Below are 16,080 nucleotides of genomic sequence, written 5' to 3'. Positions count from 1 at the left end.
TTATCTGTCAAAATGAAATCGTAATACCATACACGGCGCAATATGCTACCGCATTTATAAATTGATTTGTCGCAAGTATGGGTAGGTTACACTTTTTTTTGTTACGGTTTCAATTAAAAAGCATCACTGTGTGAGATATTTCTCATTGAGTCTCTGCGCAGAGTGTGCGATGTTAGGGCGCTTTAAATGCTGCATGGAAAACATGAGAACCAGATTACACCAGCATTTCTTGTTTAGCACCCTGTTAGCATTGGCGTGCAGCCCCAGCGTGGCGTTAGCGCAAACGGGGTGGATGGCGTGTCCCGTACCCGTCACTAACGAGACAAACGGGGTTCAACGCCCCGATAACCTGCCCCCCCAAGCCGTCTACATTGAAGCTGATACGGCTTTATTTCGTGGTCAAGGCATTTCAACCATGGGCGGCAGTGTTCATATCTCTCAAGAAAACAATCGTTTGGAAGCAGACCAAGCCAGCTATGAGCAACCCGCAGGAATTGTAACCGGCTCAGGCAATGTCAGTTTTACCAGCGATAATATGCAAATGCGTAGCCGTGAATTACGCTATAACTTGCTTCAAAACACCGGTGAAATGTTAGACGCGGAATACCATTTGCCACAAGCGGATGGACAAGGCTTGAGCAAGCGCGTCGTGCAAGAGTCCCCCGACTTAACGCGACTGGAATCCTCCACTTACACCACCTGCCCAATTGATGACCCCGATTGGAGCTTGAACGCGACTACCCTTACCTTGGATCATGCCAAAGAACGCGGCACAGCCAGCAACGCCACCCTGAAAATACGCGATATTCCGGTACTGTACTTACCGTATTTTACGTTTCCACTCACGGATACTCGCAAATCCGGTTTCTTGTGGCCGACCATGAGCAGCAATGAGCGCTCTGGGTTACAACTGAGTGCGCCTTACTATTGGAATCTTGCCCCTAACTACGACTTAACCCTGACACCCTCCCTGATTAGCAAACGCGGCTTGCAATTAGGCACAGAATTTCGCTATTTGACCGAAAAAAATCAAGGTTCTGCCAATTACGTGTTATTGCCTGATGACCAAGCCAGCGACAACGGCAGCCGCTACTACTTTGATCTGCGCAACAGCACCCGCTTAGGCACGAATGCGAGTGTGCAACTGAAAGCAGAAGGCGTGTCAGATGATCAGTACTTTGTCGACTTAGGCAATTCACTCGAAGCCACCAGCGTTGTCAATCTGGAACGGCGGCTCGAATACCGCACGGCTGGCAGCGATTGGTCGTTTTCCGGTTTATTGCAAAATTTTCAGGTACTGGACGGCGGGATCGCACCTCATGCCAAACTTCCGCAATTATTATGGGGTTATCACCCGCTCAAAAAAGGCAATGGCTTCGATGTGGATGCGGAAGCCGAATACACCAACTTTACCGGCAGCAATACCGAAACCAACGGTTCGCGCCTAGACTTCATGACACGTGCCAGCAAACAATTTTCAACCGAAGCCGCCTACGTCAAACCCTCACTGACCCTGCGTCACACCGAATACCAGCTTGATGATCCCGATAACACCAGCATCAGCCGCTCTGTGCCTAGTGCCAGTTTGGATTCGGGCTTATTCTTGGAACGCAATATCCGTGAAGGGCGTTACGTGCAAACTTTAGAGCCTCGGCTGTTTTACACTTACACCCCCTTCCGTGAGCAAAGTGACATACCGGTGTTTGACTCTTCTGCCCGCAGTTTAAATTACAACCAACTGTTTGCGGAAAATCGCTTCACCGGCAAAGACCGTATTGGTGATGCCAATCGGCTCACGGCGTCAATTTCCACCCGCATTCAGTCACCCGATGATGGGCGCGAACTGTTCCGTGCCAGTATTGGGCAGATGTACCATTTTGATGAACGCAAAGTCACCCTGCCGGATGAAGCTCCTTTGCAAGGCGACCGTTCTGAACTGATTTTAGAAGCCGCCGGGGAAATTAACCCGCGTACTCGCCTTAACACCACCGCGTATTGGGACAGCAAAGAAAATTCAATCAACGCGGGGGAAATACGGGTAAATTATAAAGATGATAAAAAACGCATTCTCAACGTCGGTTATGCACAACGCAAAGACAATTTTGAGTCAGCGAGTCTCTCATTTGCCGTCCCGGTCAACCCACAATGGAAAGCCATCGGTGCTTGGGAACGTGACTTACAAAATGACCGTGACCTAGAAACCGTTATCGGTGCAGAATACGAAAGTTGCTGCTGGAAAACCCGTGTCGCCAGCCGCGATTATTTACTTCCCGACAATACCACCCGTGATAACGCCGTATTTGTCGAGCTGGAGCTAAAAGGGCTGGGTAACTTTGGTAGCGGAACCCGTGACCTGCTACAAGACCGTGTGTATGGATATGAATAAAGTAAACTTTCACCCGTTACTCGGTGCAGCTATCTTAGCTGCGCTAATCAGCATTCCGTCGGTACAGGCTGATAATACAGCAACCCCGTTGGATCAAATTGCCGCCGTGGTCAACACGGATGTGATTATGCTGAGCGAGGCGCAGCAACGCGCACAAATACTGCGCTCTGCCAACCCTGCCGCCGCAAGCCTTGCCGCCCCCGCTCTGCTCAAACAAGCCGTCGACAATTTGATTCTGGAAAAGCTGCAAATCCAACAAGCCGATGCTGCCGGTATTCAGATTGATGATGTCACCCTGAATAAAACGCTGGCAACGATTGCGCAACGTAATCAACTGAGCCTGCCCGCGTTTCAGCAAGCTTTACAGCAGGAAGGCATTGATTATGCCGACTTCCGCGAACAAACCCGCCGCAAATTGATGGCGGATGCATTACGCAAACGGGAAATACAACAGCGTGTGCAAGCCGCCTCCCCCGAAACCGCTGATGCGCAAGCCGAGGAACAGTTTCAGGCATGGTTACAAGAATTGCGCAATGATGCTTACGTGGAATACCGCATTCCGGTCGAGCCTAACGGTTTGACGCTGCAATAGGCAAACACAATGGCAAACAACAAACGACGCATTGCTATTACGGCGGGCGAACCTGCCGGTATTGGCCCTGACATTATTCTGACACTATTGCAACAACAGCAATGGGCAGCGGATTTGGTGGTCATTGCTGATCCGACAGTATTGCGCGACCGTGCGGCACAATTGGGCATTAACGTGCACTTGCGCCCTTACACGGCGGCTGAGGAACAGCGCCCATGTGAAGCGGGGGAATGTTTCATCTTACCCCTAGCATGTGCTGCGCCGGTCACAGCGGGTGTGCTGAATCCCGCGAATGCTGACTACGTGTTGCAAACCTTGCGCCGTGCGGCATCCGGTTGCCTGAGCGGTGAGTTTGCGGCCATGGTGACAGCACCGTTACACAAGGGCGTGATTAACGATGCAGGCATTCCATTTACCGGACACACCGAATTTCTGGCGGAACTGACCGGGGCATCCTTGCCAGTGATGATGCTGACGGCGGGAACGTTGCGGGTAGCGCTCGCGACGACGCACGTTCCCTTGAATAAAGTCAGTGGTTTGATTACCCAGCCCTTGCTGGCAGAAGTGCTGACCATCTTGCATCACGACTTGCAAACCCAGTTTGGCATTGCTGATCCGCATATTTTGGTGTGCGGCTTAAACCCACACGCGGGTGAAGGCGGGCATTTGGGGATGGAAGAGATTGAAGTGATCACGCCGGTTATTCAACGCTTATGCCAACAAGGAATGCGCCTGACCGGGCCATTACCGGCGGATACCTTGTTCACCCCTCGGCATTTGCAAGGCGCGGATGCGGTATTAGCCATGTATCACGATCAAGGTTTACCCGTGCTCAAGTACGCCGGATTTGGCAAAGCGATTAACATTACCTTGGGCTTGCCAATTATTCGTACTTCGGTGGATCATGGTACGGCGTTGGATTTGGCGGGAACAGGCAAAGCAGAAACTGGCAGTTTGCGTGAAGCCATTGATTTGGCAGTGCAATTAGGCAGAAATCGCGCATAAAAAAGGGCATCCCGAAGGATGCCCAACCGCTAGGAGGATATAACCATCACCTGATGAATGTAAAGTGCTGCTTATATCGTTCTGGCAAGATGACCGATTAGTCGCTATTGAATTCGTCTTGGTTCATAATAATATTCTCATTTTCTAATAATTAGAATATAACCAAATACTAATACGTGACTAGCAAAAAATCAAGTTTTTTGTCAAGAGGTTTATACCATGTCCAATAAGCAACAACTGTTGATTGTCATCGCGCTGTGCGGCGGCTTGGCGTTGCTGTGGTTTTTCAAGCAAAATCCAGCGCTCAACAATCTGAATGCGGCGTTGCAAGCCGATGCCAGGTTGCAAGCTTACCCCTACACGTTTCGCACCATCAAAATCGAAGGCGACGTTGCCACGCTGACCAGTCCGCGTTCACCTCAAGTATCCGTGCTGCAATTTTTACAGATTGCCAAACCGAATCTGGATACCAGCAACCCTGACAGCCCGTCCATGATTGCCGCGCAAAAAGAACTCGCGCAAGTGCAAGAACAAGCGGCAGATATTGCCAAAGCGCAACCGGGCATTAAAAGCGTGCAATGGGAAATTGACCGCAGTTGGTACGCCAGTCACGGCATTATCGTGGAATAAGCGCCACTCAAACGGGTAATTCGCGCCCACCCAGCAACAGCGCCAAATCCAATAGCTCATCCCACAAGCGTTGGGGGTGGCGCGAAACGTCTTGCCCCACACCCTTGCTGTGCTGATCCAACCGTGCTGCCATCGCAAACAACCGCTGCCAATCCGCATTCAACAACCGCCGCAATGCGGTTTGAAATAGCCCTTGACGTGTTTTAGGCATTCGCATCAGCAAGGCTTGATTGGACACATTGTTGCGCACATTTTCACACCCCGCATAAAGCTGGCGCAGCAAATCTGCCAACGCCCACACCAATAGCGGGGTGGCGGTTTCTTCCTCTTGCAAGACCAGCATAATGTGGCGAATCCGGCGGGCATCTTGCACCAAGATCGCTTCCGCCAGATCAAAGACGGTGAAACGCGAATTATCTTCCACCACTGCCATAATATTCGCTGCCGTCATCGGACGACTGCCGTACAGCAAGAACAATTTGCCAATTTCTTGCACGGCTGCCAGCAAGTTCCCCTCGACCCGCTCGGTGAGGTAGCGCACCGCCTCATTATCCGGCTGCAAACCCGCTTGTTTCATGCGCCGCGCTATCCACGCCAAGGTTTGAGCGGGGGATAAATCCCAGACTTGTACCAAAACCCCCAGTTGCTCGACTTTTTTCACCCATGCGGCACTTTTACACGCTTTATCCAAACGCCCGGTCTGGAGCAGTAAAATTTTATCCGTGGGCAAATGCTCAAGGTAATGCTGCAAGGCTTTCGTACCCGACTGCCCGGCTTTACAGGTTGGCAAACGCATATCGAGCAATTTTTTATCAGAAAACAGCGACAACGCCCCCGCCGCGTCATACAACGTCCCCCAGTCGAATTGCGTATCGACAGTCATCACATCACGTTCGCTGAAACCCTTTGCCGCTGCCGCTTTGCGAATCGCATCAGCGGTTTCCATCACCTGCAATGGCTCATCCCCACTGATCAGGTAAACCGAGGCGAGGGTATGGCGAAGGTGGTCTTCAATCTGTTCAGCACGGACTTGCATAGGCGTTATTAAGTGACACAAAAAAGAAAATACTAGCATATCAGGCTTTTTGCGCGGTTTTTGTTTAGAATCCACCCCTGAATTCATTCCCGTTGCTGATTACCTTGAAATAAACCATGAAAATCATCCATTTTTCCGTATCGCTATTAACCGCTACCGTGTTCATTAGTGCGCCTATTAGCGCTGAACCCGCCGCTCAAGACGCAATTTGTGCGTCGCAAGTATTAGCGCCTGCATTGTTCCGCCCCAGTACAGAAGCGGTCACTGTTTACGAATCCAGCACGCGCTACAGCACTACCCCGGTTCAGATGGGTTACGGCGAGCGCAAGGTAAAAATAGCGGATGCATACGTTGAGTACGACATCATTCCCGCCAAATTCGGCGAAGTGACCGAAACCGTCGAAGTCGAACGCGAACGGATAGAACTCGAAACACTGCCCGCCACTTACCGCACCGACACCAAGCGCATTAAAGTCAAGGCAGCGACCCAGCGTTGGAATCCCAACTGCCCAGCAATACAGACAGCCGACAATAACTCAGCAGAAAACTGCTTATTAACTGTACCGGCAGAATACACCACCGTCACCCGTGAAGTCATCGACAGCCCGGCGCGTACCGTCAAGCGCGTCATCCCGGCGCGTACTGAAACGATTACCCGCAAAGTGTTGCTCGAACCTGCCAAAGCCGTCCGCCGCGAAATCCCGGCGGTTTACACCAGCGTTAAACTAGCCAAAGTCGAACAGCCCGCTAAAGTCGTCACCACGCAACAACTTGCCAAAACCCAAGCCATACCCGTGGAACAAACGGTGCGCTCAGAATTGGTGATAGCCATGCCAGCTTTGTGTGAAGCCTCCGTCAGCCCCGCGACCATCGAACAATTGCAACAGCGCCTGCAACAACAAGGCTATTACCAAGGCACACCCGACGGTATATTAGGCCCGAAAACACGCACCGCACTGACGCAATACCAAGAAGCGCACAGCCTTGCCAGCGGCGCAATTACCCTTGAGACCTTGCGAAAACTACAGCTTCAATAGAGACTTGCGGCGCTTTCCTGTTAAACTCAGCGCAATCTAAAAATAGTAGAAATGAAGGAGTCATCATGTCACAACCGAGCGGAATCCTCATCGGCAAGGGCGAAGAGAAAGTTTTCCTGAACCCACGCTTTGCCAATCGTCACGGTCTGATTGCGGGCGCTACCGGCACGGGGAAAACCATTTCCCTGCAAGTCTTGGCGGAAGGATTATCCCGCATTGGTGTGCCGGTGTTCCTAGCGGACATCAAAGGCGACCTCACCGGCATTAGCAAACCCGGCAACCCGCACCCCAAAGTGGACGAGCGCGTCGCTAAAATCGGCATTGACGATTTCCGCTTTGAAGGCTGCCCCACTGTCATTTGGGATTTATCGGGTGAACGCGGGCATCCGGTACGCGCCACCATTTCCGACATGGGGCCTTTGCTGCTGGCACAGCTCCTCGAATTGAATGACACCCAAGAGGGCGTGTTAAACATCGCTTTCAAAGTGGCGGACGAACAAGGCATGTTGCTGCTGGATCTGAAAGATTTACGCGCCATGCTGCAATACCTCGGCGAAAACAGCAAAACCCTCAGCAATACTTACGGCAATGTCAGCTCCGCTTCCATCGGCGCGATTCAACGCCAATTGCTGGTGTTGGAACAGCAAGGTGCAGACCAATTCTTCGGCGAACCAGCCTTGGATTTGTGGGATTTCATGCGTACTGGCGCAAACGGTTACGGCAATATCAATATCCTCGCGGCGGATCGCCTGATCAATACGCCACGCTTGTACGCGACTTTCCTGCTGTGGTTGCTGTCTGAGCTGTTTGAAAATCTGCCCGAAGTCGGCGATATGGAAAAACCGCGCCTCGTGTTCTTCTTTGACGAAGCGCATTTGCTGTTCAATGGCGCATCCAAGTCACTGGTGCAAAAGGTTGAGCAAGTCGTCAAGCTGATCCGCTCCAAAGGTGTGGGGATTTACTTCATTACCCAAACGCCACTGGACGTACCCGAATCGGTGCTGGGACAACTCGGCAATCGCGTGCAACACGCGCTGCGGGCATTCACGCCGCGTGACCAAAAAGCGGTACGCACGGCTGCTGAAACCTTCCGCCAAAACCCGAATCTCGACACCGCCGAAACCATTATGCAAATGGGCGTTGGCGAAGCATTGGTCTCGGTCTTGGATGACAAGGGCATTCCCACCGTCGTGCAACACACCCTTATCCGCCCGCCGCAATCACGGATTGGCCCGCTCACGGAAGAAGAACGCAGCGAGATTTTGCGCACCAGCCCGTTTGCGGGGCGTTACGACAATCTGGTGGATCGTGAATCGGCTTACGAACTCTTGCAAAAACGTGCCGTAACGGCTGCGACGGACGCGGCTGAACAGGAAGCCGCAGCCGCTGCACAAAAAGCCGAACGCAGTGCTAACAGTGGTGCACGGCGCGTTGCCGACCGTGAACCCGAATCCGACAGCTTATTGGGCAGCATCGGCGAAACATTCATGAAAAACGCCGTGAAAGCGGCAACCTCCAGCGCTGGGCGACGCATTGGCACACAAATCGTGCGCGGCTTACTCGGTTCGTTGTTCAAAGGACGCTAGGCAATACCCTTAACACTTGGGCGTGATAAATCCAGCATTTTCGCGCCCAATTGCTGCATATCGCCGCCGTTCGGTGTAGAATCTTATGTTTTTACGGTTTCGAGAGCAAAGGCAGATTTCAATGGCAAGCATTCTTCTGCTCAATGGTCCCAATCTGAACTTGCTAGGCAAGCGCGAGCCGGGGCATTACGGCAACATGACATTGGCTGATATTGAAGCGCGTCTGATAGCATTAGCAGACCAGCAACAACAAACGCTGCATTGCTATCAGAACAATTCCGAGGGTGCTTTGGTGGATCGCATTCACCAAGCCATGACGGAACAAGTCGATTTCATCCTCATCAATCCCGGTGCTTACACGCATACCAGCATTGCGCTGCGGGATGCTTTACTGGGGGTCGCGATACCGTTTATCGAAATACACTTGTCCAATGTACACCGGCGAGAACCTTTCCGTCATCACTCGTATCTATCGGATATAGCCGAAGGCGTGATCTTGGGACTCGGTACAATGGGCTATGAACTCGCACTGTATGCCGCTATACAGAAACTTAACAAACACGACAGAGCATTAACCCATGATGGACGTTCGTAAAATACAAAAATTAATCAGCTTGCTGGAAGGCAGCGATGTCGCCGAAATCGAAATCAAAGAAGGCGAAGACTCGGTACGCATCAGCCGCGTGAACTCCGGCATGACACTCGCCTCTGCGCCACAGCAATACTACGCACCGCAACAGCAGCACCCACAAGCGATGATGTCCGCCCCCGTTGCGGCGGCTGAACCGGTTGCTCCGGCTGCACCCTCCGGTCATGTTGTCGAATCACCGATGGTCGGCACGTTCTACCGCGCCTCTTCACCGACCGCGAAAGCCTTTGCCGAAGTCGGGCAAAGCGTGAAAGTCGGTGACACCTTGTGCATTATCGAAGCCATGAAAATGCTTAACCAGATTCAATCTGACGCATCCGGTGTCATCAAAGCCATTCTGGTTGAGAATGAACAACCTGTCGAATTCGGGCAGCCGCTGTTCATCGTTGAATAATCGTTGCGCTTGGCTAACACCTTCGAGGTGACAACATGTTGAAAAAAGTACTGATCGCAAACCGGGGCGAAATTGCCCTGCGCATTTTGCGTGGCTGCCGTGAACTCGGCATTAAAACGGTAGCGGTGCATTCCACGGCTGATCGCGACCTGAAGCACGTGCGCTTGGCGGACGAGTCCGTGTGTATCGGCCCGCCGCGCTCCATTGATAGCTATTTAAATATCCCTGCCCTGATCAGTGCGGCGGAAGTCACGGGTGCGGATGCGATTCACCCCGGCTACGGCTTTTTGTCTGAAAACGCCGATTTTGCCGAGCGCGTTGAATCCAGCGGATTCATTTTCATCGGGCCGCGTGCGGAAACCATTCGCCTGATGGGTGACAAGATTTCAGCAAAAGACGCGATGATTGCGGCAGGCGTTCCGTGCGTTCCCGGTTCAGAAGGTGGCACGCCCGAAGACCCCGAAGAAATCCTCAAAATGGGCACGCGCATTGGCTACCCGTTAATCGTCAAAGCCACGGGCGGTGGCGGTGGTCGCGGGATGCGCGTGGTGCATTCTGCGGACGAACTGGTGGCAGCGGTGAGCTTGACCCGTGCCGAAGCCAAAGCCGCGTTTGGCAACGACGTGGTGTTCATGGAAAAATTCCTGCAACGCCCGCGTCACATCGAACTGCAAGTATTGGCAGATTCCCACGGCAATGCGATTCACTTGTGCGAACGCGATTGCTCGATGCAACGCCGCAACCAAAAAGTGGTCGAAGAAGCCCCTGCCCCGTTCATTACCGAAGAGCAACGCGCCCGCATTGGCAACCGTGTTGCCGAAGCCTGCCGCAAAATCGGCTACCGTGGCGCGGGTACGTTTGAATTTTTGTACGAAGACGGCGAATTCTATTTCATCGAAATGAATACCCGTTTACAGGTCGAGCATCCTGTCACCGAATTGATTACCGGCGTGGATTTGGTCAAACAGCAATTGCTGATTGCCTCCGGTGAAGTGCTGGCGTTGCGTCAGGAAGACATCAAAGTCAACGGTCACGCGATTGAGTGCCGTATCAATGCTGAAGACCCGCAAACGTTTGCACCGTCACCGGGTAAGATTACCCGTTACCATGTGCCGGGTGGCTTGGGTGTGCGCGTGGATTCGCACATTTACGCCGATTACAGCGTGCCACCCTACTACGATTCCATGATCGGAAAGCTGATTGTCCACGGGCAAGACCGCGAAACCGCGATCAATCGGATGCACGGCGCACTCAGCGAAATGGTCATCGAAGGCATTAAAACCAATATCCCGCTGCAAACCCGCATTATGGAAGACCCCGCGTTCCGCGCGGGTGGTGCTGATATTCACTACCTCGAAAAAATGTTGGGAATGCATAAATAATGAGCTGGCAGCAATTGGTTTGTCATACCACCTCCAAACATCAGGAAGTGGTCGTGGAGTCGATGGAAGCCGTGGGAGCGGTTTCCATTACGTGGCAGGATGCGGAAGATGACCCCATCCTCGAACCACGCCCCGGTGAAATGCGCCTGTGGAATAATCTGGTGGTCACGGCATTGTATGAGGAAGACACCGACCTCAACGCCTTGCAGTTACTGCTGGAAACGCGCAAAGCCGACTGGCAAATCGAATCCGTGCTGTATGAAATTGTCGAAGACCAGCCGTGGGAACGCGCTTGGATGGATAGTTTCCAACCCATGTGCTTCGGTAAACGTTTGTGGATTTACCCCAGTTGGTTTGAAATCCCTGACGATGACAGCGTAAAACTGTTGCTTGATCCCGGTTTGGCGTTTGGCACAGGCACGCACCCCACCACCGCGCTATGCCTTGAGTGGTTGGATGGGCAAGATATGACAGGGCAAGACGTGCTGGATTACGGCTGCGGCTCTGGCGTGCTTGCCATTGCCGCGCTCAAACTCGGCGCGAAACACGCAGTAGGCACGGACATTGACCCGCAAGCACTGCTTGCCACCCAAGACAATGCCGAGCGCAACAACATTGACCCTGCGCTGTTGCATACCTGTTACCCCGAACAGTTGCCCAAGCAAACGTGGGATGTGGTCATGGCTAACATTTTGGCGGGTCCCTTAGTGGAACTCGCCCCTGCGTTATTGGCGGCATTGCGCCCCGGTGGAAAATTAGTACTGTCGGGTATTTTGGCAGAACAAGCCGCTGCGATTACGCAAGCTTACCAAGCGTCATTAGATGAATTTTCGCTGGTGCAAAAAGAAGATTGGCTGCGAGTCACGGGTGTGCGCCGCTAATCTGTATTTTTTGTGCAACTGCGCCACTGGTGATATTTTCTCTCGCCTAAACCAAACATTTTTGCCAAACAACAACTAGAATAAAGCGATTAATCAAATGGCGCGGAGTCATGTATACACAGTGTAACCACTGCAACGCGATTTTTCGCGTTACCATGAAAGAATTAACAGCAGCCCAAGGGTTGTTGCGCTGTGGTGAATGTGACAACATTTTCGACGCGATGAAAAGCTTAAGCCAAACACTGCCCGAAGAGCGCCGGTTTGCCAAATTAGGCACCGCCGCTGCCGCTGATTTTGCCGACATTCCACCCCCGCTCCACCCCAACCAGGCTGTTTCGCGCCCACGCCCCCAATGGTCATGGCCTCGTGGAATCTCAAGATTTTGGCTGCAAGCAATCCTCGGCATATTGGCTTTATTGTTGCTCTTGCAAGTGCTTTACAGCAGCCGTCACTGGTTAGCACAACAATCCCTGACCGCAACGCTTACTCGGCAAGTGTGTGACCTCATCGGGTGCAATCTCACTCAACCACGCGATATAGGTAAAATCAACCTGTTAAGCCGTAATATTTATTCACACCCCAATACCCCGAAGGTGCTGACAATTAGCGCATCCATTCAAAATGATGCGACATTTCCCCAGCCTTACCCGTTGATTGAAATCAGCTTTTTGGATAAAAACAATAAAGTCATGGCGTTGCGGCGCTTTCCACCTGAAGAATACATACCCAATTTCACCGGGCAATTAATGCCAATTGGCACGCCGGATGAGTTATTGCTTAATATTACCGATCCGGGTGAGGTCGCCGTGCGTTTTCAATTTCGTTTCATGTGAATAAAGAAACAGGGGAACTAACATAAATTTTTTAATAAATATCCGAATGGAATACGAAAGTTCTGTTTATTCTGAACAATTCAGCTATAATCCGCCCCGCATAAATTGCTGGCCAGTGTTAGAACGAAAAACGTTTCCATAACAAAAGAACTGACCATCGCCACTCACTGTTGGAGATAACAATGGCAACTGATACTGTAACCTACCTGAGCAGAAAAGCCGCACTACCTGTTGACGGCATCGAACCCTACACCCCCGAACCCGGCGAAGAATACATGAACGAAAAGCAATTAGCGCATTTTCGTCATATTTTGGTCGTTTGGAAAAAATCCCTGATGGAAGAAGTGGATCGCACCGTCGATCACATGAAAGAAGACGCGACTAACTTTTCTGACCCGGCTGACCGCGCTACTCAGGAAGAAGAATTCGCGCTGGAACTTCGCGCCCGTGACCGTGAACGCAAACTGATCCGCAAAATCGAGAAAACCATTGCGCGGGTCGATGACGATGATTACGGCTACTGCGATGCTTGCGGAGTCGAAATTGGCTTGCAGCGTCTGGAGGTTCGCCCCACGGCTGAACTTTGCATCGACTGCAAAACCACGCAAGAAATCAAGGAAAAGCAAATGGCGGTCTGAGGACGCTAAGTCTTGCTAACCATTGGCAGATTTGCCCCCTCCCCCACGGGGCCATTGCATTTTGGCTCTTTGGTTGCTGCTACCGCCAGTTATCTGGCGGCGCGGCAACCACAAGGCCGTTGGTTATTACGCATCGAAGATCTCGACAAACCGCGTGAACAGCCGGGCGCAACAGCTAATATTATTCAAACCTTGGACGCTTACGGTTTTGAATGGGATGGTGAGATTCTCTACCAAAGCCAACGCCAAGATGCCTACCAAGCCGCACTTGCCGCCTTGCAAATGCACACTTACTCTTGTACCCGTTCGCGCAAAGGCTTACCGACCTTGCCCGCTATCCGCGTGCGCACGCCGGATGATCCCATTTGCTTCACTGACAACATTCAAGGCAACTATTGCCAGCGCCTGAGCCGCGATGTGGGCGATTTTGTGTTGCTACGCGCTGATGGCTTATTTGCTTACCAATTAGCGGTGGTGGTCGATGATGCTTTTCAGGGAGTGAATCAAGTGGTACGTGGGGCGGATTTGCTGGATAACACCCCCCGACAAATTTGGCTGCAACAATTGCTGGGTTTGCCGCAACCGAATTACGCGCATGTGCCGTTAGTGTTAAATGAATTCGGGCAAAAACTGAGTAAACAAAACCTTGCGCCCGCACTCAACACCAGCGAACGCTTGCAAACATTGGTAGCCGCACTCCGGTTTCTCCAACAACCCTGCCCCGATGCTTGCGAGTTTTCCAGCCTCAGCGCGTGTTGGGGTTGGGCAATCGCACATTGGGATATGCATCACCTCAAACCTTCACAGGCATAATCATGGCAAACAATCACTGGCGCACCTTTCCCCGTTGGATGCTCGAAGAGCATGAAATCGAACTGCAATTTAATGCGCAACTCGCTACCGGACGCGCCGCAGAAGTGACTGCCCGCATCCAACGCGAACCCGCCACGCTGCAAGTCGTATTGGCATTGCTGGGGAACCCTAGCACGGCATTGAGCACCCGCATCGGCATTGGTGTGGTCATGGAAGACTTTGCGGGGTCAGCATTGCTTAAAAGCGCTGTAGCGACACTGGGGGAATTAAGCCAACACCCCGATGTCACGATTCGTTCGGATGCTTGTCATTACTTGGGATTAAGTGGCGATGCCCGTGCAATGCCATTTTTACAAGCGTGTTTGCACGATCAGGCAGCCGAGGTGCGCGACGTTGCCGCTGATGCATTGGCAACCCTTACACCGGATAGCCCGCCAAGCGATTGATGGTTTGTGCCAGTTCAATATCGCGGTGGGTAATGCCGCCAGCATCGTGCGTGGTCAGGCTGATAGCTAAAGTTTTGTACACATTGCACCATTCCGGGTGATGGTTCATGCGCTCCGCGACTAGCGCCACTTGCGACATAAAACCAAACGCTTCGACAAAATCGGCAAAAGTCAGTACGCGGTGTAACTTGCTGTCACGCAATACCCAACCCGGCAAACCTTCCAAAATAACTGCCAGCGCTTCATCGTTTAATTTTTCAATCATGGTTTGCTCCTAATAACACCACGGCATGGGCAGCGATGCCTTCCTTACGCCCGGTAAAACCTAATTTTTCAGTGGTCGTTGCTTTCACATTGACTTGATTCAGCGCACAGCCCAAATCAGCCGCAAGGTGTTCGCGCATGGTCAAAATATGCGGCGCCATTTTGGGCGATTGCGCAATAATCGTGCTATCAAGATTGATGACAGCATAGCCTTGACTGCGCACCAATCCGACGACGTGACGCAACAAAATTCGGCTATCAATGTTAGCGTATTCGGCGGCGGTATCGGGGAAATGCTGCCCAATATCACCCAACGCCAGCGCCCCCAATAAGGCATCACAAATCGCGTGCAACAACACATCCCCATCCGAATGCGCTTTAAAAGCGTGCGTGTGCGGAATCTTGACGCCACCCAGCACCAGATGATCGCCTGTCGTGAAGGCGTGTACATCGTAACCGTGCCCAATGCGCATCATGCGACTTCACCTTTATTGCGTTTGCCAAGAATTTTCGCGCTCATGAATGCCCCCGCGTATAAACCAATGCTGAGGAAAATCAGCGCGTAACCGTACAAGCGTTCTTGCGGGTCTAACACCACCCAAATGCCCAGCAGCAGATACAGCAACGACATTAACACGGCGAATACATGGGTTTGCGCATTGCCCTGCACAATACCGCGCACCAACAATACTAACGGGGCAAGTAACAACGGAATTTCCAACCACAACGGTACGTGTTGCACGCTGGCAAGCAGGCCATTCCACACCACAATCAAACCGATTAACCCCAACAGGCTGAATAAGGTCAAATTACGCCACAATGGAAGTTTATTCATAGCTTGTGTGCCAGTTGCGCCAAACGCTTGCCGAGGGCAAAACACAGGCGTTTTTCTTCATCCGTCAATGGGCGATTGCTGTCACTGCCGGACACATGCGTCGAGCCATACGGCGTACCGCCGCTTTGCGTGCTGATTAAATCCGATTCAGAATACGGCAACCCAGTAATGAGCATTCCGTGATGCAAGAGCGGCAACATCATCGACAACAACGTGCTTTCCTGACCGCCGTGCAAACTGGAGGTGGACGTGAAAACCCCCGCAGGCTTGCCCGTGAGTGTGCCAGACAACCACAGGCTGCTGGTTTTTTCGAGGAAATATTTCAACGGAGCCGCCATATTGCCAAAACGACCGGGGCTACCGAGCGCGAGTGCATCGCACTGCTTCAAATCCTCCAGTGTGACGTAGGGTGCGCCGCTGGCGGGGATGGTGTCTGCAACCGCTTCGCACACTTCGGAAATTTCCGGCACGGTGCGTAATAGCGCTTGGGTGTCGGTGATACTTTCGACACCACGCGCCAGTTGTTGCGCCATGCTGGAAACGCCACCGTGACGGCTGTAATACAAAATCAGGACAGTTTTCATCGGGGTTCAATACCTTTTTGAGTTGCTGTGCAATCTAGCGGGATGCTGGCTTCGGTGCAAGTGGGGATGCAACAAACGCGGAAGACCTA

General features: G+C 52.2%; 19 protein-coding genes. 14 read left to right on the top strand and 5 right to left on the bottom strand.

From position 1 onward, the window contains the following. Positions 1-202 precede the first annotated feature (202 nt). The 4 genes from HMY34_RS19265 (at position 203) to HMY34_RS19250 (ending at position 4,613) form a co-directional block, all read left to right on the top strand. Positions 203-2,386, top strand: a complete 2,184-nt coding sequence (locus HMY34_RS19265; RefSeq protein WP_202717024.1) for an LPS-assembly protein LptD — start codon at positions 203-205, stop codon at positions 2,384-2,386. Then, a complete protein-coding gene (locus tag HMY34_RS19260) occupies positions 2,379-2,978 on the top strand; it encodes a SurA N-terminal domain-containing protein (protein WP_202717023.1) in 600 nt (199 codons plus the stop codon). Before HMY34_RS19265 ends, HMY34_RS19260 begins: the two co-directional genes overlap by 8 nt. A gap of 9 nt (positions 2,979-2,987) precedes the next feature. Next, positions 2,988-3,983: a 4-hydroxythreonine-4-phosphate dehydrogenase PdxA gene (gene pdxA, locus HMY34_RS19255; protein ID WP_202717022.1), complete on the top strand. Its 996-nt coding sequence runs from the start codon at positions 2,988-2,990 to the stop codon at positions 3,981-3,983. A gap of 219 nt (positions 3,984-4,202) precedes the next feature. Further along, entirely contained in the window at positions 4,203-4,613 is a 411-nt protein-coding gene (locus HMY34_RS19250; protein WP_202717021.1) for a hypothetical protein, read from the top strand. Between the two features lie 7 nt (positions 4,614-4,620). Here the strand turns inward: HMY34_RS19250 and holA are convergent, their stop codons facing one another. Continuing rightward, positions 4,621-5,649 carry a DNA polymerase III subunit delta gene (gene holA, locus HMY34_RS19245; RefSeq protein WP_202717020.1) on the bottom strand — a complete coding sequence of 343 codons (1,029 nt, stop codon included), beginning with the start codon at positions 5,647-5,649 and terminating at the stop codon, positions 4,621-4,623. A 116-nt stretch (positions 5,650-5,765) separates the two neighbouring features. Here holA and HMY34_RS19240 point away from each other — a divergent pair, with 116 nt between their 5' ends. The 10 genes from HMY34_RS19240 to HMY34_RS19195 all read left to right on the top strand — a co-directional run bounded on the left by HMY34_RS19240 (position 5,766) and on the right by HMY34_RS19195 (position 14,308). Next, positions 5,766-6,686 (top strand): peptidoglycan-binding domain-containing protein, encoded by a 921-nt coding sequence (locus HMY34_RS19240; protein WP_202717019.1) that lies wholly within the window; start codon positions 5,766-5,768, stop codon positions 6,684-6,686. A 65-nt stretch (positions 6,687-6,751) separates the two neighbouring features. Continuing rightward, complete coding sequence (locus HMY34_RS19235; protein WP_202717018.1) at positions 6,752-8,272, top strand: helicase HerA-like domain-containing protein; 1,521 nt, start codon at positions 6,752-6,754, stop codon at positions 8,270-8,272. Positions 8,273-8,393: 121 nt separating this feature from the next. Beyond that, complete coding sequence (aroQ, locus tag HMY34_RS19230; RefSeq protein WP_202717017.1) at positions 8,394-8,867, top strand: type II 3-dehydroquinate dehydratase; 474 nt, start codon at positions 8,394-8,396, stop codon at positions 8,865-8,867. Then, positions 8,854-9,315 (top strand): acetyl-CoA carboxylase biotin carboxyl carrier protein, encoded by a 462-nt coding sequence (accB, locus tag HMY34_RS19225; protein ID WP_202719264.1) that lies wholly within the window; start codon positions 8,854-8,856, stop codon positions 9,313-9,315. Before aroQ ends, accB begins: the two co-directional genes overlap by 14 nt. 35 nt (positions 9,316-9,350) lie before the next feature. Then, entirely contained in the window at positions 9,351-10,697 is a 1,347-nt protein-coding gene (gene accC, locus HMY34_RS19220) for an acetyl-CoA carboxylase biotin carboxylase subunit (RefSeq protein WP_202717016.1), read from the top strand. Further along, the gene (gene prmA, locus HMY34_RS19215; protein WP_202717015.1) at positions 10,697-11,578 is read left to right on the top strand and encodes a 50S ribosomal protein L11 methyltransferase; all 882 of its coding nucleotides are present in this window, start codon (positions 10,697-10,699) and stop codon (positions 11,576-11,578) included. Before accC ends, prmA begins: the two co-directional genes overlap by 1 nt. Positions 11,579-11,688: 110 nt before the next feature. Continuing rightward, complete coding sequence (locus HMY34_RS19210) at positions 11,689-12,411, top strand: zinc-ribbon and DUF3426 domain-containing protein (protein ID WP_202719263.1); 723 nt, start codon at positions 11,689-11,691, stop codon at positions 12,409-12,411. Between the two features lie 182 nt (positions 12,412-12,593). Beyond that, positions 12,594-13,049: an RNA polymerase-binding protein DksA gene (gene dksA / locus HMY34_RS19205; protein ID WP_202717014.1), complete on the top strand. Its 456-nt coding sequence runs from the start codon at positions 12,594-12,596 to the stop codon at positions 13,047-13,049. Positions 13,050-13,061: 12 nt separating this feature from the next. After that, the gene (locus tag HMY34_RS19200) at positions 13,062-13,862 is read left to right on the top strand and encodes a glutamyl-Q tRNA(Asp) synthetase (RefSeq protein WP_202717013.1); all 801 of its coding nucleotides are present in this window, start codon (positions 13,062-13,064) and stop codon (positions 13,860-13,862) included. Positions 13,863-13,864: 2 nt separating this feature from the next. Then, positions 13,865-14,308 carry a HEAT repeat domain-containing protein gene (locus HMY34_RS19195; RefSeq protein ID WP_202717012.1) on the top strand — a complete coding sequence of 148 codons (444 nt, stop codon included), beginning with the start codon at positions 13,865-13,867 and terminating at the stop codon, positions 14,306-14,308. Here the strand turns inward: HMY34_RS19195 and HMY34_RS19190 are convergent. Genes HMY34_RS19190 through wrbA form a run of 4 tightly spaced genes read right to left on the bottom strand, consistent with a single transcriptional unit; the run spans position 14,280 to position 15,991 of the window. Next, on the bottom strand, positions 14,280-14,573 hold the full coding sequence (locus HMY34_RS19190) for a 4a-hydroxytetrahydrobiopterin dehydratase (protein ID WP_093065671.1): 294 nt from the start codon (positions 14,571-14,573) through the stop codon (positions 14,280-14,282). The two genes, HMY34_RS19195 and HMY34_RS19190, sit on opposite strands and share 29 nt — an antisense overlap. Further along, positions 14,566-15,045: a 2-C-methyl-D-erythritol 2,4-cyclodiphosphate synthase gene (gene ispF, locus HMY34_RS19185; protein ID WP_202719262.1), complete on the bottom strand. Its 480-nt coding sequence runs from the start codon at positions 15,043-15,045 to the stop codon at positions 14,566-14,568. The genes HMY34_RS19190 and ispF overlap by 8 nt, the downstream gene beginning before the upstream one ends. Further along, entirely contained in the window at positions 15,045-15,407 is a 363-nt protein-coding gene (locus tag HMY34_RS19180) for a DUF2069 domain-containing protein (RefSeq protein ID WP_202717011.1), read from the bottom strand. Before HMY34_RS19180 ends, ispF begins: the two co-directional genes overlap by 1 nt. After that, complete coding sequence (gene wrbA, locus HMY34_RS19175; RefSeq protein ID WP_202717010.1) at positions 15,404-15,991, bottom strand: NAD(P)H:quinone oxidoreductase; 588 nt, start codon at positions 15,989-15,991, stop codon at positions 15,404-15,406. The genes HMY34_RS19180 and wrbA overlap by 4 nt, the downstream gene beginning before the upstream one ends. Positions 15,992-16,080: the final 89 nt, after the last annotated feature.

The sequence above is a fragment of the Thiothrix subterranea genome, from assembly GCF_016772315.1.
Taxonomy (GTDB): Bacteria; Pseudomonadota; Gammaproteobacteria; order Thiotrichales; family Thiotrichaceae; genus Thiothrix; species Thiothrix subterranea.
This window is presented reverse-complemented; position numbering and strand designations above follow the sequence as displayed.